The organism is Psychromonas arctica (assembly GCF_036697365.1).
GTDB lineage: Bacteria > Pseudomonadota > Gammaproteobacteria > Enterobacterales > Psychromonadaceae > Psychromonas > Psychromonas arctica_A.
Genome location: NZ_JBAHZA010000017.1, coordinates 46,975 through 66,258 on the forward strand (window position 1 = coordinate 46,975; position 19,284 = coordinate 66,258).

Genomic DNA, 19,284 nt, shown 5'->3' on the forward strand with positions numbered 1-19,284 from the left:
ATGGCAGGTGTAGGAAAGTGAATAGGATGGGTTTATCTGTTTCGATGCAGATAAACCCATCGGTATTTTTATAGTTGTTCTTTAAGTTGATATAAAGCGGCTAAAGCTTGTTTAGGTGTTAATTCATCTGGGTCTAAACTCGCTAATAATGTGACGGCTTTATGCTCTTCAATAGGTGCAAAGTCTAAACTGCCTTGTAGGTTACTCGGTACAATTTCTTTTTCAACGGGTTGATTTATAGCCTTATCCTGAGATTGTATTGATGATGCTTCTAATTGTTGTAGCTTAGTTTTTGCATTGTCTAATACTAGTTTCGGGACACCTGCTAAGGCTGCTACTTGTAAGCCATAGCTCTTATTCGCAGCACCTTCTTGTAATGCATGTAAAAAGGCAATGCTATCGCCATGTTCTACAGCATCAAGGTGAACATTCACCAGTTCAGGAATAGTTTCTGGCAACTGAGTTAACTCAAAGTAGTGGGTGGCAAACAATGTATAAGCTTGGATCTTCTCAGCTAATTGTTCCGCACAAGCCCAAGCAAGTGATAAACCATCAAAAGTACTGGTTCCTCGACCAATCTCATCCATTAATACTAATGAATTAGGCGTTGCATTATGCAGGATATTTGCTGTTTCGGTCATTTCAACCATGAAGGTTGAACGCCCGCTCGCTAAATCATCAGATGCACCAATACGCGTGAAGATACGATCAATAGGGCCAATGGTTGCACTTTCTGCAGGGATAAAACTCCCAATATGTGCCATTAACACCATTAAAGCTACTTGTCGCATATAGGTCGATTTACCACCCATATTCGGGCCGGTAATGATCAACATTCGTCTGTCATTATGTAAATTAACTGGATTAGCAATAAATGGTGTTTTGCTAACTTGTTCAACGACGGGGTGACGGCCTTCTTGAATATTGATGCCGTTGTCTTTTTGTAAGACAGGGCGAACGTAATTCAAGGTTAATGCTCGTTCAGTTAAGGTATTAAGGACATCTAACTCGGCTAAGGCTTTTGCTGTAAACTGTAAGCTTCTTAGGTGCGGTAGTAACAGGTCGATTAGTTGCTCATAAAGTTTCTTCTCTAAGGCTAAGGCTTTGCCTTGACTAGAAAGTACTTTCTCTTCATGTTCTTTTAATTCAGCAATAATGTAACGTTCTGCACCTTTTAGTGTTTGGCGACGTACATAATGTTCAGGTACTTTATCTGATTGGCTGCGACCAATTTCAATGAAGTATCCGTGTACTCGGTTGTAACCTACTTTTAAAGTACTAATACCAGTGCTTTCTCGCTCACGCTGCTCAAGTGCTTCTAAGTAATCTGTTGCACCTTTAGATAAATTACGCCAATGATCTAGCTCTTCGTTATAACCTTCTTTAATAACTCCACCATCACGAATTAAGACGGGTGGATTATCGATCACTGCCGTTTCTAATAAGTTTAATAATTCAGGATAATTACCCATCTCTTCGCTTAGCGTTGCTACCAGTTCTTTAGGTAGCTCTGCAATAAGATGTTGTAATTCAGGTAATAAAGAAAAAGCGCAACGCAAACGAGTTAAGTCACGTGGTCGAGCAGAGCGTAATGCTAATCGTGCAATGACACGTTCAATATCGCCAATCTGTTTCAGTGGAATCGATAAAGCATCAGTTAAATCGAAATCCATTAATGTTTGGATCATGGTTTGACGATAATTAAGGACGGTTAAGTTACGCACTGGCTGGTGGATCCAGCGTTTTAATAAACGGCTACCCATAGGTGTCACAGTCGTATCGAGTACTTGTGCTAAGGTGTTATCGGTTCCGCCAGACAGGTTAAAGGTAAGCTCTAAGTTACGACGCGTCGCTGCATCTAAAATAACCGTATCAGTACTTTGTTCTAACGTCACTGATTGAATGTGTGTTAACGCGGTACGTTGTGTATCTTTTAAATATTGTAATACGGCACCTGCAGCACAAATAGCAAAGTGCGACTGCTCAATACCAAATCCCACTAAGTCTTGTGTACCCAATTGTTGTGTTAATAAGTTCTTACAGGTACCAAATTCAAACTCCCATTCAGGGCGTCGACGAATAGTCGATAGATGTTCAATTAATTCCATCGACTCAAAGTTATCTGGGTAAAGTAACTCCGCAGGATTTAAACGTTGTATCTCTGCTTGTATTGCTTCTGCTTTAGTAAATTCATTAACGATAAAACGACCACTACCAATATCAAGAGATGCGATACCAAAGTTCTCACCTTGCTGATAAACAGAGCAGAGTAAGTTATCTTGTTTATCATCTAACAAAGCTTCATCAGTGATCGTGCCTGGTGTGATAATACGTACAATTTTACGTTCAACCGGGCCTTTACTAGTCGCTGGATCGCCAACTTGCTCACAAATGGCAATGGATTCACCTAAGTTAATGAGCTTTGCTAAATATCCTTCTACACTATGATAAGGAACACCTGCCATTGGAATAGCATTGCCGCCGGTTTTACCTCGTTGGGTTAGAGATATTCCTAGTAACTGTGATGCTTTACGTGCATCTTCAAAAAACAATTCGTAGAAATCGCCCATGCGATAAAATAGTAAGGTGTCAGGTACCTCACTTTTTAAGGTTAAAAATTGTTGCATCATGGGAGTATGTTGTTTTAATTCTTGCGCTGTTGGCTTCATAATGAATACACTTAAAATAACTATTTCTAAAAAAGGCGGAAAACGATGTTGACTGAAAAAACCGTTCAAGAACTAGCGCAAATATTAGGTAAAAAACTAACTAATGCTGGCTTAGTAGCGACAACCGCTGAATCCTGTACCGGTGGAGGAGTAGCATACGCTATTACTGAAATTTCTGGAAGTTCACTGTGGTTTGATCGTAGCTTTATTACCTATAGTAATGGTGCCAAAACTCAGATGTTAGATGTAGAAACAAGTTTAATTACTGAGTTTGGTGCTGTCTCTAAAGAGGTTGTTAATGCGATGGCTATTGGCGCAGTTAAAAATTCAGATGCCGATATCGCCGTTGCCATCAGTGGTATTGCAGGTCCGGATGGTGGTAGCGACGAAAAACCAGTAGGCACAGTTTGTATTGCTTGGTATAACGCACACAGTGGTCATAAAACTGAAAGTTATCTGTTTGTTGGCGATCGAAGTGCTATAAGAAAACAAGCTATTCGTTTAGCACTGTTAGGTTTAATAGAAAACGTAGATGCGCTAGGATCTGTATAAATATAACCCTTTTTTAAATAAAAAACTTGATACTGTATAAATGGTCAGTATACTGCTTGCATATACAGTAAAAACCCAATCACTGGAGAGAATAATGAGTCAAGACGCAAATAAAGATAAAGCATTAGCCGCGGCGTTAGGCCAAATTGAAAAGCAATTTGGTAAAGGTTCAATCATGCGTCTTGGAGACGGTGCAGCAGCCATGATGGAAATTGAATCAGTTTCAACTGGTTCATTAGGATTAGATGTTGCGTTAGGTATAGGCGGTTTGCCTTATGGCCGTATCGTTGAAATCTATGGTCCAGAGAGCTCGGGTAAAACGACATTAACATTACAAGTTATCGCAGAAGCACAAAAACAAGGTAAAACTTGTGCGTTTATCGATGCAGAGCATGCACTTGACCCAAGCTACGCAAGAAAATTAGGCGTGAATGTTGATGAATTACTTATTTCTCAGCCTGACACTGGTGAACAAGCATTAGAGATTTGTGACATGTTAGTTCGCTCTGGTGCTGTTGGTGTAGTGATTGTCGATTCTGTTGCTGCATTAACACCAAAAGCTGAAATTGAAGGTGATATGGGTGACTCGCACATGGGTCTGCAAGCACGTTTAATGTCGCAAGCATTACGTAAATTAACGGGTAACATTAAACAAACAAATACTATGTGTATTTTCATTAACCAAATTCGTATGAAAATTGGTGTTATGTTTGGTAACCCTGAAACAACGACTGGTGGTAATGCGCTTAAATTCTATGCGTCAGTACGTTTAGATATTCGTCGTATCGGGGCTGTTAAAAACGGTGATGAAATCACTGGTAATGAAACACGCGTTAAAGTGGTTAAAAACAAAGTTTCACCGCCATTTAAACAAGCTGAATTCCAAATCTTATATGGCGAAGGTATTAACAATTTAGGTGAATTAATCGACCTAGGTGTTAAACAAGAGTTAGTAGAGAAATCAGGTTCTTGGTACGCTTATAACGGTAGTAAAATTGGTCAAGGTAAAACAAATGCTTGTAAATACTTACAAGAAAACCCTGTTATAGCTGAAGAGCTAAATGCCAAGCTACGTGAAATTTTACTAGTTAAGCCTGTATTAACTGAAAAGAATGATGAAACAGATGGTCCAGCACCAGAATAAATATTTATTCTGCTAACCAGTTTGTTTCAATGAAAAAAGCCGATGTCTAAATCACATCGGCTTTTTTATTGGTGCTTAATTGATGCTTAATATAATTGGTATTAGCCCATCAAAAATTTCAGTAATAGAAATAGCAACATCCCAAAGAAGATAGTCTTTAATAGGCTTTTCGTTAGTAAACTAATAACAATACTGAAGATAGCGGCTAGTAGATATACATTATGCCAACTGAAGTCTATTTCACCCATTGGCATCACTACCGCTGGTACAATAATCGCAGTTAGTACAGCTGGTGGAACAAACTTTAAAGATTGTTGCATCCAAACTGGGAAAGATATCTTACCGGCAAATGCAAACATCACAAATCGAATGCCAAAAGTAATAACAAACATCCCAAGAATTAACCAAACTTCACTCATATTTTTTTCTCCTCAGAAAGCGGGGACTTTTGAAAATGAACGACAGTTAAACCTACCGCAACGCCAATTAATGCACTAACAATTAAACCTAGTTTATTAGGTAAATAAGCAAAGTATAAAGAAGCAATAGCCGCACTTAACATTGCGCTAAACATGGCTTTGGTATTTAAATAGGGGATGACCATACCAATAAAAGTTACCGACATGGCGAACTCTAATCCCCAACTTGTCATATCTGGAATGACGTTCCCTAACACTAAACCTATTGCTGTGGCCGATGACCAACTAACATAAAAACTAAACATCGAGCCGAGGTAAAAAAAGTGTGCAAATTGGTGGTCATCGCCTAGCGGTGAATTAGGTTGATAGCGTTGGCTCATATTAGCAAAGGTTTCATCAGTTAAGCCGAAGGCTAATAAGCTACGTAATGGAAATGATAAATGGCTGATATGTGGCACAAGGGCGGTTGCATATAATAAGTGACGTAAGTTAACCACGAAAGTGGTTAATAGGATCACTTCTAAAGGAGCTTGTACTGCAATTAATGCCAACACAATAAACTGTGCAGATCCGGCAAAAACAATTAATGACATGGCCATGGTTGCCCAAGCAGATAAACCGCTACTAGGCGCTAGCGTACCAAATAAAATACCAAAAGGAATGCCTCCCACGATCAAAGGAATGGCTGCTTTTGCACCGCCAAGAAGTTCTGCTTTTTTAATCGTATTAGCGCTACTGTTTGTTTGCATATTTGAATACTCGCCAATTAATCCATAAACATTGTTAATAATTCATTTAAATAACGATGGCCTAACTCTGTTACCTGGCAAGTTTCAGCCATGACACTTATTAATCCTTTTTGCTCCGCTTGTTGTAAAGCGGGGGTTAATGCTGAACGCTTCAGGCCGGTGTAATCTTCAAACTCTGAAAAGCTAAAGCTTTCCATTAAACGTAGCCGATTCATCATATATTCGAATACTAAATCTTCTTTGTTAACATTAATGCAATCGTCCATGTAAGCGCGTGAAGAGTCTAAATATCCTTTTGGGTGTTTAATTTTAGTGGTTCGTACTATTTTATTTTCAAGTGGTAATGATAGTTTACCGTGAGCACCACAGCCGATACCTAGGTAGTCCCCAAAACGCCAATAATTTAAATTGTGCTGACATTGCCAACCTAGTCGGCTATAGCCAGAAATTTCATATTGTTGATACCCATGCTCTGCTAATAATTTCAAACCGGCTTCTTGAATACTCCAAAGTGTTTCATCATCGGGTAATTTAGGTGGATGAGAAAAATATTGGGTATTGGGCTCAATGGTTAATTGGTACCAAGATAAATGAGTAGGGTTAAGCTCTATCGCGGTATTTAAGTCGCTCATTGCATCTTCTAAACTTTGGTTTGGTAAGCCATGCATTAAATCTAAATTAAAGGTTTTCATTCCCACATGGTGAGCTTGCTTCGCAGCTGTTTTAGCCTCATCTACTCCATGAATCCGACCTAACTTAGTAAGCTTTTCTTGTTGAAAGCTTTGCACACCAAAAGAAAAGCGATTAATACCAGCACTTTTAAAATCGGCAATTTTTTGGTTTTCGATGGCACCTGGATTAGCTTCTAGAGTGATTTCTATATCTTCGTTAAAAGCGATTAACTCTTGAATATTTTCTAGTAGCCATTTTATTCCCGGTGCAGAAATTAAGCTCGGTGTTCCACCACCAATAAAAATACTAAACAGACGTCGACCTTGCACAAAGCGCAAGTCTTGTTTTAAGTCATCTATTAATGCATTTAAGTATTCTTGTTCAGGTATATCTCCTTTAAGCTTGTGTGAATTAAAATCACAATAGGGGCATTTCTCAATACACCAAGGGATATGAACATATAAACTGAGTGGGGGAAGTTGTAACATTAATTTTTCCAATCTAAAAAGCGACTATAAAAGTCGCTTTAAAATATTTGTATGGTGAAAGTAGAGTTCATGCAAATCACAATAAATAGCTTAACTATTTTTCCTAGTGCAAAATTTAGATAACATATTTAATGTAATCGGTATTACGCGTTAGCTGATAGCTGTTCTTTTAATAAACTCACTAATTGAGTTAACGCTTTACCGCGGTGACTTAATTCACTTTTACGCTGTTTAGTCAGTTGAGCTGAAGTTGCTTGTTCACTTTCAACCCAAAATATTGGGTCATAACCAAAACCTTGTTCACCGAAAACCTCTTCTGTAATACTGCCTTCCCAAGTACCTTGGCAAATAATTGGTGTAGGGTCGAGTGCATGACGCATGTAAACTAACACACATTGAAAACGAGCTTTACGTTGTTCTGGATTAATACCGACTAATTTTGATAATAGTTTATCGATATTATCTCTATCAGTAGCCGCTTCACCTGCATAACGTGCAGAGTAAATGCCAGGCTGACCATTTAAAAAATCGACTTCTAAGCCTGAATCATCTGCAATTGCTGGTAGTCCAGTCAGTTTCGCTGCATGGCGTGCTTTAATAATCGCATTCTCAACAAAAGTTGTACCTGTTTCTGGTACATCTGGCACATTAAATTGGCTTTGTGGTAAAACTTCAATTGAAAAGCTATTGAGTAAATCGCTCATCTCTTTCACTTTGCCTTGATTGCCCGTTGCCAATACCCATTTTTGTTTCATTTTGATTCCTAAAATTGATGTTGAAAGTGAAGCGTGTTTATTTATTGATGTTAACAGGCTAATTATACTGTTTTGTTGGCTGAGGTGAAGGGAAGTTATGGAGAGAAGCGAGGTGTGGCAAAGTTATTTCGCCACACCTTATATTACGGTCATTCAGAAGGTGATTAACCGAGTATTTGTGCAAGTATATCTGTCACTAACTTTTCTATAAATTGTAAGCCCAGTAAAACAACTAACATCGATAGATCAAAACCACCTAATGGTGGAATAATACGACGAATAGGTCGAAGTAGCGGCTCTGTTAGTTGAATCATTACTGCTTCAACAGGGTGTTGACCTTGACTAACCCAACTTAAGATTGCGCGGATAACTAATACCCAAAAAAGCATTTTAAAGATAGCGGTTACTAAGATAAATAATCCAGAAGCTAAGACAACAGGTAGGTTAATACCATAATTAAGCACAGCGCTGAGTACTAAGATCTTTGCAACTGCAACAACAAATGCAAATAACACCGTGGCGGTATCTAACCCTCCAATAGGTGGAATAATACGACGCAAAGGTGCAACAACAGGCTGTGTTGCTTTTACGATGAATTGACTAAACGGATTATAAAAATCAGCTCTAGCCAATTGTAACCATACGCGTAGTAAAACAACCATTAGATACAGGTCAAATACGGTATCGATTAAAAAGTTAACTGCATTCATTTATTTCTACCTTTTATAGAATGTTTAAAGCAATGGGTTAAAAAAGTTTTTCCATTTCTGCGCCGCGATCTGATGCAGCTTGCATCGCTTTACCTACGATTTCTGGTAGGTCTAGCTCGTTGAAGGTACGAATAGCTTCTGCAGTTGTACCTCCTTTAGATATAACGTTATTACGTAAGGTTTCAAGGTCTAAGTGGGCATTTTGTTTAACCATTTCAGCACTACCAATCGCTGATTGTTGTACTAATAAACGTGCATCTTCTTTACTGAAGCCCATCTCCATCGCTTTTTTCTGCATTGATTCCATGAAAAGGAAAAAGTAAGCTGGCGCTGAACCTGCTGCAGCAATTACACCGTTAATTTCTGATTCATTTTCAACCCAGACAATTTCTCCAACGGCAGTCATTAATTCGCTGGCAAAATCTTTATCTTGTGGAGACACTTGTTGTGATGCAAATAAGCCTGTCATGCCTTTTTGTAATAAAGAAGGTGTGTTTGGCATAGTACGGATAACTGCAGTATTCTCGCCTAATACTGATTGAAAGCGTGTCACAGAAACACCTGCTGCAATAGAGATAACCAGCTTATTAGTAAAATCAACACCGCCATCCACTAAAGACTGACAAACATCCGCCATCATTTGTGGCTTAACACCTAATACAATGACATCAGCCCAAGATGCAGATTGATTGTTGTCTTGGCTTGCCGTAATAGCTAGTTCATCCGCTAGTTTTTGAGTATTGGTTAAACTGGGTGCCGATGCGCAAATCAAGTTGGCAGGGTAGCCACCTTTTACTAAACCATTAATGATACTGCCTGCCATGTTGCCTGCACCAATAAAGGTGATTTTCTTATCTTGCATTATGTTTTTCCTTTCTATTAACGTTTATCGTGCGCCAAAAATGTCGGTGCCAATGCGTACCATGGTGCTGCCGCATTTAATTGCACTTTCTAAATCACCACTCATTCCCATCGACAGCGTATCAATATCTTTATATTGCTGTTGCAGGGTTTTATAAATTTCATGCAACGCTAAAAATTGTTGTTCGACTATTTTTGGGTCGTCACTTTTTTGCGGAATCGCCATGATACCACGAAGTTTTATACGCGGCAGATCTTGAACTTGTGCTGCTAATTCTAATACTTGCGATAAAGTAGTACCCGATTTGCTCTGTTCTCCGCTAATATTAACTTGTAAGCAAATATTAAGGTCTGGCATATCTTCTGGGCGCTGTTGACTTAAACGTTGTGCTATTTTTAAACGGTCAACACTTTGCACCCAATCAAAATGCTCTGCAACTGGTCGCGTTTTATTGGACTGTAATGGACCAATAAAATACCAGTAAATCGGTTTATCAAAAGATGGATCTGTTTTTATTTGTTGAATTTTTTCTACGCTTTCTTGTACATAGTTTTCTCCAAAGTGAGATAAACCCTGCAAGAAAGCCTGTTTAATTGAGGAAACCGGCTTGGTTTTACTCACGGCTAATAACCGCACTTTGTCTTGGCGTTGTGCTTTTATACTAGCTTGGGCTATTTTTTGTTCAACAGCTACGATATTGTTAGGTATATTAGTCATATTATTAGGATTTTTAAATTATGGATATAACGGAATTATTAGCCTTTAGTGTAAAGCATAAAGCATCAGATCTACACCTTTCTGCAGGTGTTCCTCCAATGATTCGTGTAGATGGGGAAGTACGTAAAATAAACATGCCTGCTTTAGAGCATAAAGAAGTGCATAATTTAATTTATGACATTATGAGCGATAAGCAACGTAAAGACTTTGAAGAACTATTGGAAACAGATTTCTCTTTTGAAATTAAAGATCTTGCTCGATTCCGTGTCAATGTATTTAACCAAAATCGTGGTTCAGCTGCGGTATTTCGTACCATTCCAAGCGAAGTCCTAACTTTAGAGGCACTAGGTGCTCCTTCTATTTTTAAAGATATCTCAGATTACCCTCGTGGTTTAGTGCTAGTGACAGGGCCAACCGGTTCAGGTAAATCAACCACTCTAGCGGCTATGGTTGATTATATTAATGATTCTCGTAATGAGCATATTTTAACAATTGAAGATCCTATCGAGTTCGTACACACAGCTAAAAAGTCATTAATTAACCAACGTGAAGTGCACAAAGACACATTAAACTTTGAAATGGCGTTACGTAGTGCATTACGTGAAGATCCCGATGTTATTTTAATTGGTGAAATGCGAGACTTAGAAACAATTCGTTTAGCCTTAACTGCTGCTGAAACGGGCCATTTAGTATTTGGTACCTTGCACACGACTTCTGCTGCAAAAACTATTAACCGTATTGTTGATGTATTCCCTGCTGCTGAAAAAGCGATGGTTCGTTCTATGTTATCAGAATCACTTCGTGCAGTTATTTCACAAACGCTATTAAAGAAAAGCGGTGGCGGGCGTATTGCTGCTCATGAAATCATGATCGGGATTCCAGCTATTCGAAACTTAATTCGTGAAGATAAAGTGGCACAAATGTATTCGGTGATACAGACGGGTAAAGTGCATGGCATGCAGACTTTAGATCAATGTTTACGAGATTTGGTTGCTCAAGGTTTTGTAGCTTATGAAGATGCTGCTTCAAAAGCAATGGACCCTAAAACATTTTAAGGAGTAGGTGTATGCTAAATGAGTTATTAAGTTCTTTAGAACGATTAAAAGCCTCTGACTTATATATTTCAGTAGGTTTACCTCCTACAGTTAAATTAAATGGTCGATTGTCTTCGTTATCAGATAATAAAATGACCTCTGAAGATATTTATGATTTATTAGCACATACGATGAATGAGCAAGATCTTGCTCAATTTAAAAGCCAAAAAGAAGCTAACTTTGCATTGTACTTAGAAGGTCTAGGTAGGTTTCGTATCAGTGCTTTTATGCAAAAAAATCATCCTGGTATGGTGATTCGTAGAATTAATGACAGAATCCCAACTAGTGATGAATTATATTTGCCTGATCAGTTGAAAGAGATCTGTATGGCAAAGTCTGGTTTAGTATTATTTGTGGGCCCAACAGGTTCAGGAAAGTCCACTACCTTAGCTGCTATGGTTGGATTTCGTAATCAACATGCTTCAGGGCATATTCTTACGATTGAGGATCCGATTGAGTTTGTTCATGAACATGCTCGTTCAGTTGTCACTCAACGAGAAGTAGGGCTAGATACTGATTCAATTGATGAGGCATTACGTAATGCGACTCGCCAAGCACCAGATGTAATTGTACAAGGTGAAATCCGTAGTCCTGTTAGTATGTCGCATGCAATAAGCCATGCTCAAACTGGTTATTTAAGTATGGCTACCATTAATGCTAACAGTACCGAAAAAGCACTAGAGCAAATGCTACATTATGTACCAGAGGAAGGGCATAATCAGTTTTTGAATGAACTTTCTGTGAATTTAAAAGCGATTGTTGCTCAACGTCTTATCCCTACTTTAGATGAAAAAGGAAGCATTGCAGCATTTGAAGTAATGGTTAACTCACCTGCGTTATCTAACGCAATCCGTAAGGGCGAACGACACCTGCTCAAAGATATTATGAAGTCATCTAAACAGGCCGGAATGCAAACCTTAGATCAGGCGTTATTTAAATTATATTCGGAAGCAAAAATTAGTTATAGTGAAGCTCTAGCACATGCAGATTCAGCCAATGATCTACGCTTAATGATTAAATTAAAAGTGGGGTCAAGTTCTAACCTTGCTTCGGATAGCTTAAATGAATTTACTATCGACTGATATCTGTGAACGAATGTTAAATAAGGCTGAGGAATATAGCCTTATTTTTAAAGATTAGGAAAAAATATGATAGTTGTTATTTCTCCAGCTAAAACCTTAGATTTTGAAACACCGGCAACCACTTCTGAATTCACAGAAGCTAGCTTATTGTCGGAAAGTCAGCGATTAATTAATCGTTGCCAAGAACTGTCGATGCAAGATGTTGGGTCACTAATGAAAGTTAGCGATAAAATCGCAGGCTTAAATGTCGCTCGCTTTGCTGAATGGAAAACACCTTTTTCATTAGATAACGATGCAAAACAATGTTTATTTGCTTTTAAAGGTGATGTTTACACTGGACTTGAAGCGGAAACACTTAGCGAAAGCACGTTACAGTACGCACAAAAAAATCTGCGTATTTTGTCTGGTCTATACGGTTTATTGCGCCCGTTAGATTTAATGTTAGCGTATCGCCTTGAAATGGGAACGCGTTTAGATAACGAACGTGGTACTAACCTGTATCAATTCTGGGGTGACTTGATCACTGATGAGTTAAATAAACAGTTAGCTGCACAGGATTCACAGTACCTTATTAACTTAGCATCAAACGAATACTTTAAAGCGGTAAAACCTAAAGCCTTAAAAGCGAAAGTGATTACGCCGATTTTTAAAGATCAAAAGAATGGTCAGTATAAGGTGATCAGTTTCTACGCTAAAAAAGCCCGTGGTCTAATGGCGCGTTACATCATGGAAAATGAAGTTACTGATATTGAACAGCTAAAAGCATTTACTGAAGCGGGATATTACTTCGTGGAAGCAGCTTCAAGCGAAACAGACCTGGTCTTCCAACGCGAAGAGCAATAATCAATTTCTTAGCTTAATGGCTAATGATTAATAAAAGCCGGTTTATTGAGAAGACCTCAGTAAACCGGCTTTTTTATTGTGTTGTTGCAGGTTCTTTGGCTAGGTTATTTAAGCCTGTTCTAAAATAGCTGCTAGTTTCACCGCTACACCATGTTCTTTAGAAGATTTAGTCACTTCTGCATTAGGCAATGAGTTTAATAGATCTTTTTGTGAATTAGCCATTAATATCGGCGTTCCAATTTTTCGTAGCATCTCGACATCGTTCATCCCATCACCAAAAGCGATACCTTGCTCTGCAGTAAAGCCCATTGAGTTTAAAACAGCGTCGACGGCCATACCTTTATTGGTTTTTGCTTCCATCACTTCTAAACATTTATCAAGCGAGAAGGTGAGATTAACTCTGTCTGAAAAAGCATCATTTAATCGATTATAAATTTGGTTGAGTTTGTCTCTTTCTCCCCAAAAGAATATTTTAATGGTGTTCGATTGATCAAGGGTTTTTAAGTCGACCTCTTTGCACATAAAGTTGCTATCAATACTCATGCCCATTAATGCCTGCAGAGAGAAGTTTGCATACCATTGTTGGTCAGTAAATAGGTTAACTTGTACTGCTGGGTCAAAATCCATCTCACAGATAGCCGTTGCGATATCATGAGGTAGGTTTTGTTGTAGAACAATCTTACCATCTTGATCATGAACACGTGCGCCATTAGAGGTGATTAATGGAATAGGCTCGCCTAAGGTATCTTGGATTTGTTTCGCTTCAATATAGTGACGGCCCGTTGCAATCACAAACTTTTTACCACTTTGCTTCCATTGCTTGATTACCGCTTTTGTTTCATTTGATACTTGGTGGTCTGGACCAAGTAATGTTCCGTCCAGATCTGAAATAGCTATTTGATACATGTTAACTTACCTTGTTGAGCGGATTGAAAAAATCTAATATTTGATTAATTGCGGGTATTCTATATTGGTCTTGTTCCAATAATATTTCATGTTTGGCATTGTCTATACGAAACAGTTGACTCTGTTGCTGTTTATCTCGGTTACCGATAAATCCTTGTTGCCCTTTCTCAGTCACAATATTGTCCGCACCTGCTTGAATCAATAAGACCGGGATATCGATTTTTTGAGCATTTTTTACTGCTTTTTCAGTCGCGTATAAACTTCTGTTCACCCAGCGCATGGTGGGGCCGCCTAATTGTGTTTCTATTACTTGTTCAAATATATTAAATATGGCGTTAAAACGTTTTTCGCTTGATGTTAATGCATTATCAGTAAATATACCTTTTTGATATTCACCGACCTTAGGGGCATAACAGGCTAACTCGTTAAATAAACTGTATGTAGTGTCACAAACAAAGCTAATCAGTTTGGCTACCCACACCGGAATCTTTCCGGTATTTATTGAAAACATTGGGCTGCAAAAGGCTACTCTATGAAAAGGGTGAGCTTGTTCTTGTAAATATAGGGCGCTAATTGCAGATCCCATAGAGTGAGCTAATAAAAAGCAAGATTGATAATGTTGTGGTAATGCTAATGAATTAATAAAATTTCGTAAATCAGTAACATAGTGTTCAAATTCGTGAACGTGCCCTCTATGTAGATCCCCTCCTAACCGACTTGATAGCCCTTGTCCACGATGGTCGATTAGAAAAATATCGTAGCCTTGTTTATTTAAGTCAAAAGCTAACTCTTTATACTTAAACACAGACTCGTTTCTACCTTGGCAAATAACAATAGCTTGTGTATTACCAGTCTTGATATGAACAGTATGGATATTACCACCATGCTCGCTATCAAACGTGTGTACAGTTGCATGTTGCTGCCAAAAATCATGGATAGCAGGTGAGAAGTCATCGTTTAATAAATTTTCAGTGTTGAGTTGATATTTATTGTCTAGCATTCGCGGCATACTCTACTTATTTTTCAATAAGTTTATCAGTATATAGCGGTAAATTTATACCAATAACATAAAGAACAGAGTGGAATATAAAAATAAGATATAAAAAAACCACGCTAAAAAGCGTGGTTTTAAATGGTTATTCAAAACAATAAATGATAATTAAGCTAGTTTTGCTTTAATAAATGCAATTGCTTCTTCAATCTTAACTTCTTCTTTTTCGCCAGAAGCTCGATTTTTATATTCAATCACACCATTATCAATACTACGATCACCAATGACTAAGGTATGTGGAATACCAATCAATTCTGCATCGGCAAACATAATTCCAGGACGCTCTTTACGGTCATCTAATAGCACTTCAATGCCAGCAGCTTGTAATTCTGCGTAGTATTGCTCTGCTAAGTCTGCAACACGGTGTGATTTTTTCATGTTCATCGGTACGATCACAACGCTGAAAGGCGCAATAACATCATTCCAGATAATGCCATTTTTATCATTGCTCTGTTCGATAGCAGCTGCAACGATACGTGAAATACCTACACCGTAACAACCCATTGTCATCACTTGATTTTTACCTTGTTGGTTTAATACTGCCGCATTCATTGCTTGCGCATAAGTATCACCTAATTGGAAGATATGACCCACTTCAATACCGCGTGCAATAGATAGTGTGCCTTTACCACATGGGCTTAGATCACCTTCAACTACATTACGTAAATCAGCAATTTGGCCTAACTCTACATCACGGTTCCAATTAATATTGAAGTAGTGCTTGTTATCAACGTTAGCACCTGCAGAAAAATCACTCATCACGGCAACACTGCGGTCTACAATAAATGGCATAGGTAGTGATACAGGACCTAAAGAGCCAGGACCCGCTTTAACTAAATCACGGATTTCAGATTCATGAGCAAAAGTTAAAGGAGAAGCAACTTCAGGTAAGTTCTCTGCTTTTATCTCATTTAGCTCATGGTCACCACGAATGATTAGTGCGATTAAATCTGATTCGCTCTCTTCAGAGGCTTTAACAATTAATGTTTTAACTGTTTTTTCAATGGCAATGTTATGTTCAGAAACCAGCTCAGCAATCGTTTTTGCATTAGGTGTGTCCACTAATTCCATCTCAGCCGTTGCAGCAGCAAGTTCAACTTGTGGGGCAAGTGCTTCTGCTTTTTCAATATTTGCTGCGTAGTCACTTTGATCAGAGAAAACAATCGCATCTTCACCACTTTGTGCTAATACATGGAATTCATGTGATGCACTACCACCGATACTACCGGTGTCTGCAATTACTGCGCGGTACTCTAATCCTAAACGATCAAAGATGCGGCAGTAAGCATCAAACATAGTTTGGTAAGTCTTTTCTAAACACTCTTGGTCAAGATGGAAAGTGTAAGCATCTTTCATAATAAATTCACGTGTACGCATAACACCAAAACGAGGACGTGTTTCATCGCGGAATTTAGTTTGAATTTGAAATAGATTAAGTGGTAACTGTTTGTAGCTGTTTACTTCTTTACGAACTAACTCAGTAATAACTTCTTCGTGTGTTGGCCCTAAGACAAAATCACGGTTATGGCGATCTTTAATACGTAATAACTCGCCACCGAATTTATCCCAACGGCCAGACTCTTGCCATAAGTCAGCTGGTTGTACTACTGGCATTGAGATTTCAACAGATCCTGCTCGTTCCATCTCTTCACGGACAATACGCTCTACTTTACGTAAAACACGTAAACCAGTAGGCAGCCATGTGTATAGGCCAGAGGCTAGTTTTCGAATCATCCCTGCGCGTAACATCAGCTGGTGGCTGGCAATTACTGCATCACTTGGTGCTTCTTTTTGAGTGGATAATAAATAATTGGTAGTGCGCATGGTGATCCTTGTTGATAGTTATCTATCGTATAACGAATATTAAGTTGGCTGATTTTAGCAGTCGATTGCCGTGGACTAAAGCATTGTTAGTTGATTTAAGTAAATAATATTGTGTTTTTTTATAAAATTTGGTTAGTTTTATATCTCTATTCAAAAGGAGTTAATATGCAAAGCTATTTTAGACCTGCCAAACATAGCCTAATAATCATGTTATGTTGTGTTGTATTGTTAATATTAAATACGGTTTTCCAAATTAATCGTTACGGTATCGCACCACGAGAAATAAGCCATGTGACAGGCATTATCTTTGCGCCTTTTTTACATGGTGATTGGGCTCACTTAATCAGTAACTTTTTTCCTTTTGTTATTTTCTCATGCTTGATTGGTCTGCATAGTTTAAAGCGATTCTGGTTGGTGTTCGTATTATCTGTATTAATGACAGGTAGTTTAGTTTGGTTATTTGGACGGGCGGCAAGTATTCATATTGGTATGAGTGGTGTTGTTTACGCAATGTGGGGATATTTAATCGTATACGGTATCAAACAACGCCATTTTCGTGATTTGTTAATCTCTATATTAGTTTTAGTTATTTATGGTGGATTGGTATTCGGTGTGTTGCCAAGCTCACCGAATATCTCCTATGAAAGTCATCTGTTTGGTGCTCTATCTGGTGCAGTGATAGGTTATCTATTATCTAAGACTAGAACGACATAAAGACAAGGGAGTTTAGACTTCCTCAATAGACAATACATGGATAGCATCAAGCTCACATTGCCACTTAATATTAAAACCCGATAGATGCATGGCATAAACCTTAGTATCTACTTTTGCTTTTTTGTAAGCAGGCCGTGGGTCTTGCTGTAATACTTCTATGATGAACTGTTGTAGCGTTTGGTATTCAGCAGGTAGTTCAGCTAATTGAGATAGAGATTGCTCACTAAAGTGAATCGCTAAAGGTGAATCTGGGGCTGTTTGTGCAAAACCGGCTTGTGCATCAGGATTGGCATCTGCATAAGGTAAATAAGGTTTGATATCGATAATCGGTGTGCCATCAACAAGGTCTATATTACTTAAAGAAAGAAACAACTTACCATTACGTTGAATGACGCCATGAAACTTCACTAATGATAAACCTATCGGATTAGGGCGATTAGGACTACGCGTGGCAAACACACCAACACGCTTATTACCCCCTAAACGGGGTGGTCTTACCGTAGGGCTCCATGAATTTGTAGGTTCGGAGTCAGGATTAAGATTTTTATGAAAGGTGAAGATAAGCCATAAATGACTAAATTCATCTAAGCCATTAAATGCATTAATGTCATTAAATGGGGATAAGATCTCTAACTCAGCTGTTGCGCTAGGCACTAAACCTGGTTGCCTTGGCACCGCAAACTTCTCTTTATAAGGAGAATGTACGGTACCTATAATAGTATGTTGCACATTAACCATCGATTGGCTCTGCAACATCTAATGCTCTACCGTAACAAATCACATTACTCACGCAGCTCTCATCACGTTCAAAATTGATACAAGATTGGAAAACAACACCATTTGCATTCATATCAGCAGCATTGATACGCGCTTCAGTACGAGCTTCAGCTTCACTTGCAGGTAGGTCAATCTCATCAATCTGACAGCTACTTCCCTCAACCGCACCAAGCACAGTATATTCAAGGTCCAATAATTGCTGCTTATCATATACAGTCACTTTAGAAGGTTTGAAGTAAGTTTCGAAATTCTCTTTATCTACATTAGAGTGCAGTTGGTAATCACTACATCCTGCAATCAAGATAAGTAAAATAAGTATAAGCAGTCTATTCATGGTGGTTACTCTTTATTAATAGTAGGGAATAATAATGGATGGCATAATAACATCATTAAATAGTCCTGAAATAGAGAAGTGAAAATGAGTAAGTTAAAACCTGCAGTATTTTTAGATAGAGATGGTGTTATTAATAAAGATAATGGCTATGTGTCAGAGATTGATGACTTTGAATTTCTAGAAGGTGCAATAGAAGCATGTATTGCGTTAAAGAAAAAAGGTTACCTATTAGTTCTTGTTACCAATCAATCTGGTATTGCACGCGGTTACTTCTCGGAAGAGCAGTTTCATACATTAACGGAATGGATGGATTGGTCGATGGCTGATCGTGGTGTGGATTTAGATGGTATCTATTATTGCCCACATCACAATGAAGCTGGCATTGGTGAATTCAAAATTGATTGTGAATGCCGCAAACCAAAACCAGGTATGTTAAATAACGCCATTGAAGATTTAAACATAGATGTTGAAAATTCAATTTTAGTGGGTGATAAGGTTTCAGATATCCAAGCTGGTATTGCAGCAGGTGTGAAAACTAATTACTTAGTACGTACTGGTAAAACAATAACAGAAGAAGGTGAAACATTAGCAACAGCCATTTTCGATGATTTGACGGCAGTTGCGGAGAGTATTTAATAACTCTGTGGATAAGTTGCACATTTTTGTGTGTAACTTGTGCCCAAGATCAGTATAAAAATTAATTGCAAATAATCACAATAAAACGCTTGCCAATGTGATCTTAATCCCTATAATGCGCACCCACAGACACGGGACGGAACGCAAGTTACCCAGCGAGTTTGAGAGCAAAACTAACGCAGTAAACGATTTGGAGTTCGCTTCAAAATAAAGTTGAAATAAGACGTTGACATTGTTCGAAAGGCGCGTAATATACGCCGCCTAGCCGAAAGGCACGCTCTTTAAC

Annotated in this window: 20 protein-coding genes; 7 read left to right on the forward strand and 13 right to left on the reverse strand. The window is 38.3% G+C overall.

The genetic code is table 11. The annotated features are described in order from the left end of the window. Positions 1-68: 68 nt before the first annotated feature. The gene (gene mutS / locus V5290_RS15350) at positions 69-2,669 is read right to left on the reverse strand and encodes a DNA mismatch repair protein MutS (protein ID WP_333387718.1); all 2,601 of its coding nucleotides are present in this window, start codon (positions 2,667-2,669) and stop codon (positions 69-71) included. A 45-nt stretch (positions 2,670-2,714) separates the two neighbouring features. Here mutS and V5290_RS15355 point away from each other — a divergent pair, with 45 nt between their 5' ends. Beyond that, entirely contained in the window at positions 2,715-3,221 is a 507-nt protein-coding gene (locus V5290_RS15355; RefSeq protein ID WP_333387720.1) for a nicotinamide-nucleotide amidohydrolase family protein, read from the forward strand. A gap of 94 nt (positions 3,222-3,315) precedes the next feature. Beyond that, on the forward strand, positions 3,316-4,365 hold the full coding sequence (gene recA / locus V5290_RS15360; protein ID WP_333387723.1) for a recombinase RecA: 1,050 nt from the start codon (positions 3,316-3,318) through the stop codon (positions 4,363-4,365). A gap of 101 nt (positions 4,366-4,466) precedes the next feature. On the opposite strand, the gene V5290_RS15365 is transcribed toward recA, so the two are convergent. From V5290_RS15365 to V5290_RS15395, 7 genes are all read right to left on the reverse strand, one after another. Beyond that, on the reverse strand, positions 4,467-4,784 hold the full coding sequence (locus tag V5290_RS15365) for an AzlD domain-containing protein (protein WP_333387726.1): 318 nt from the start codon (positions 4,782-4,784) through the stop codon (positions 4,467-4,469). Beyond that, complete coding sequence (locus V5290_RS15370) at positions 4,781-5,533, reverse strand: AzlC family ABC transporter permease (protein WP_333387729.1); 753 nt, start codon at positions 5,531-5,533, stop codon at positions 4,781-4,783. Before V5290_RS15370 ends, V5290_RS15365 begins: the two co-directional genes overlap by 4 nt. A 17-nt stretch (positions 5,534-5,550) precedes the next feature. Then, positions 5,551-6,693: a radical SAM family heme chaperone HemW gene (gene hemW / locus V5290_RS15375; RefSeq protein ID WP_333387732.1), complete on the reverse strand. Its 1,143-nt coding sequence runs from the start codon at positions 6,691-6,693 to the stop codon at positions 5,551-5,553. Positions 6,694-6,836: 143 nt separating this feature from the next. Further along, positions 6,837-7,448: an XTP/dITP diphosphatase gene (locus V5290_RS15380; protein WP_333387735.1), complete on the reverse strand. Its 612-nt coding sequence runs from the start codon at positions 7,446-7,448 to the stop codon at positions 6,837-6,839. A gap of 164 nt (positions 7,449-7,612) precedes the next feature. Further along, on the reverse strand, positions 7,613-8,158 hold the full coding sequence (locus V5290_RS15385) for a YggT family protein (RefSeq protein WP_333387738.1): 546 nt from the start codon (positions 8,156-8,158) through the stop codon (positions 7,613-7,615). A gap of 37 nt (positions 8,159-8,195) precedes the next feature. Then, the gene (proC, locus tag V5290_RS15390; RefSeq protein WP_333387741.1) at positions 8,196-9,020 is read right to left on the reverse strand and encodes a pyrroline-5-carboxylate reductase; all 825 of its coding nucleotides are present in this window, start codon (positions 9,018-9,020) and stop codon (positions 8,196-8,198) included. Positions 9,021-9,044: 24 nt separating this feature from the next. Continuing rightward, complete coding sequence (locus tag V5290_RS15395) at positions 9,045-9,737, reverse strand: YggS family pyridoxal phosphate-dependent enzyme (protein ID WP_333387744.1); 693 nt, start codon at positions 9,735-9,737, stop codon at positions 9,045-9,047. 20 nt (positions 9,738-9,757) lie between these two features. Between V5290_RS15395 and V5290_RS15400 the strand changes: the two genes are divergently transcribed. The 3 genes from V5290_RS15400 to yaaA all read left to right on the forward strand — a co-directional run bounded on the left by V5290_RS15400 (position 9,758) and on the right by yaaA (position 12,756). Continuing rightward, positions 9,758-10,792, forward strand: coding sequence for a type IV pilus twitching motility protein PilT (locus tag V5290_RS15400; RefSeq protein ID WP_333387747.1), 1,035 nt, complete (start codon positions 9,758-9,760; stop codon positions 10,790-10,792). 11 nt (positions 10,793-10,803) lie between these two features. Next, positions 10,804-11,913: a PilT/PilU family type 4a pilus ATPase gene (locus V5290_RS15405; protein WP_333387750.1), complete on the forward strand. Its 1,110-nt coding sequence runs from the start codon at positions 10,804-10,806 to the stop codon at positions 11,911-11,913. 66 nt (positions 11,914-11,979) lie between these two features. Then, positions 11,980-12,756 (forward strand): peroxide stress protein YaaA, encoded by a 777-nt coding sequence (gene yaaA / locus V5290_RS15410; RefSeq protein WP_333387753.1) that lies wholly within the window; start codon positions 11,980-11,982, stop codon positions 12,754-12,756. 108 nt (positions 12,757-12,864) lie between these two features. Here yaaA and V5290_RS15415 read toward each other — a convergent pair whose 3' ends face one another. From V5290_RS15415 to V5290_RS15425, 3 genes are all read right to left on the reverse strand, one after another. After that, complete coding sequence (locus V5290_RS15415) at positions 12,865-13,662, reverse strand: Cof-type HAD-IIB family hydrolase (protein ID WP_333387756.1); 798 nt, start codon at positions 13,660-13,662, stop codon at positions 12,865-12,867. Between the two features lies 1 nt (position 13,663). Next, complete coding sequence (locus V5290_RS15420) at positions 13,664-14,662, reverse strand: alpha/beta fold hydrolase (RefSeq protein ID WP_333387760.1); 999 nt, start codon at positions 14,660-14,662, stop codon at positions 13,664-13,666. 159 nt (positions 14,663-14,821) lie between these two features. Then, positions 14,822-16,537, reverse strand: coding sequence for a proline--tRNA ligase (locus V5290_RS15425; RefSeq protein WP_333387762.1), 1,716 nt, complete (start codon positions 16,535-16,537; stop codon positions 14,822-14,824). Positions 16,538-16,702: 165 nt separating this feature from the next. Here V5290_RS15425 and V5290_RS15430 point away from each other — a divergent pair, with 165 nt between their 5' ends. Continuing rightward, on the forward strand, positions 16,703-17,251 hold the full coding sequence (locus V5290_RS15430) for a rhomboid family intramembrane serine protease (protein ID WP_333387766.1): 549 nt from the start codon (positions 16,703-16,705) through the stop codon (positions 17,249-17,251). Positions 17,252-17,263: 12 nt separating this feature from the next. On the opposite strand, the gene tsaA is transcribed toward V5290_RS15430, so the two are convergent. Together tsaA and rcsF are read right to left on the reverse strand one after the other, a co-directional pair. Next, positions 17,264-18,007, reverse strand: coding sequence for a tRNA (N6-threonylcarbamoyladenosine(37)-N6)-methyltransferase TrmO (tsaA, locus tag V5290_RS15435; protein ID WP_333387769.1), 744 nt, complete (start codon positions 18,005-18,007; stop codon positions 17,264-17,266). Continuing rightward, positions 17,982-18,362, reverse strand: a complete 381-nt coding sequence (gene rcsF / locus V5290_RS15440; protein ID WP_333387772.1) for an Rcs stress response system protein RcsF — start codon at positions 18,360-18,362, stop codon at positions 17,982-17,984. The genes tsaA and rcsF overlap by 26 nt, the downstream gene beginning before the upstream one ends. Before the next feature lie 84 nt (positions 18,363-18,446). Here rcsF and gmhB point away from each other — a divergent pair, with 84 nt between their 5' ends. Next, on the forward strand, positions 18,447-18,998 hold the full coding sequence (gmhB, locus tag V5290_RS15445; RefSeq protein WP_333387775.1) for a D-glycero-beta-D-manno-heptose 1,7-bisphosphate 7-phosphatase: 552 nt from the start codon (positions 18,447-18,449) through the stop codon (positions 18,996-18,998). Positions 18,999-19,284 lie beyond the last annotated feature (286 nt).

Bases quoted from the DNA above. Each gene is read 5' to 3' on its own strand.
- V5290_RS15420 (WP_333387760.1), bottom strand. From the start codon at position 14,662: ATGCTAGACAATAAATATCAACTCAACACTGAAAATTTATTAAACGAT.
- V5290_RS15355 (WP_333387720.1), top strand. From the start codon at position 2,715: ATGTTGACTGAAAAAACCGTTCAAGAACTAGCGCAAATATTAGGTAAA.
- V5290_RS15415 (WP_333387756.1), bottom strand. From the start codon at position 13,662: ATGTATCAAATAGCTATTTCAGATCTGGACGGAACATTACTTGGTCCA.
- V5290_RS15400 (WP_333387747.1), top strand. From the start codon at position 9,758: ATGGATATAACGGAATTATTAGCCTTTAGTGTAAAGCATAAAGCATCA.
- V5290_RS15395 (WP_333387744.1), bottom strand. From the start codon at position 9,737: ATGACTAATATACCTAACAATATCGTAGCTGTTGAACAAAAAATAGCC.
- proC (WP_333387741.1), bottom strand. From the start codon at position 9,020: ATGCAAGATAAGAAAATCACCTTTATTGGTGCAGGCAACATGGCAGGC.
- hemW (WP_333387732.1), bottom strand. From the start codon at position 6,693: ATGTTACAACTTCCCCCACTCAGTTTATATGTTCATATCCCTTGGTGT.
- V5290_RS15430 (WP_333387766.1), top strand. From the start codon at position 16,703: ATGCAAAGCTATTTTAGACCTGCCAAACATAGCCTAATAATCATGTTA.
- V5290_RS15405 (WP_333387750.1), top strand. From the start codon at position 10,804: ATGCTAAATGAGTTATTAAGTTCTTTAGAACGATTAAAAGCCTCTGAC.
- mutS (WP_333387718.1), bottom strand. From the start codon at position 2,669: ATGAAGCCAACAGCGCAAGAATTAAAACAACATACTCCCATGATGCAA.
- V5290_RS15385 (WP_333387738.1), bottom strand. From the start codon at position 8,158: ATGAATGCAGTTAACTTTTTAATCGATACCGTATTTGACCTGTATCTA.
- V5290_RS15365 (WP_333387726.1), bottom strand. From the start codon at position 4,784: ATGAGTGAAGTTTGGTTAATTCTTGGGATGTTTGTTATTACTTTTGGC.
- gmhB (WP_333387775.1), top strand. From the start codon at position 18,447: ATGAGTAAGTTAAAACCTGCAGTATTTTTAGATAGAGATGGTGTTATT.
- rcsF (WP_333387772.1), bottom strand. From the start codon at position 18,362: ATGAATAGACTGCTTATACTTATTTTACTTATCTTGATTGCAGGATGT.
- V5290_RS15370 (WP_333387729.1), bottom strand. From the start codon at position 5,533: ATGCAAACAAACAGTAGCGCTAATACGATTAAAAAAGCAGAACTTCTT.
- yaaA (WP_333387753.1), top strand. From the start codon at position 11,980: ATGATAGTTGTTATTTCTCCAGCTAAAACCTTAGATTTTGAAACACCG.
- recA (WP_333387723.1), top strand. From the start codon at position 3,316: ATGAGTCAAGACGCAAATAAAGATAAAGCATTAGCCGCGGCGTTAGGC.
- V5290_RS15425 (WP_333387762.1), bottom strand. From the start codon at position 16,537: ATGCGCACTACCAATTATTTATTATCCACTCAAAAAGAAGCACCAAGT.
- V5290_RS15380 (WP_333387735.1), bottom strand. From the start codon at position 7,448: ATGAAACAAAAATGGGTATTGGCAACGGGCAATCAAGGCAAAGTGAAA.
- tsaA (WP_333387769.1), bottom strand. From the start codon at position 18,007: ATGTTGCAGAGCCAATCGATGGTTAATGTGCAACATACTATTATAGGT.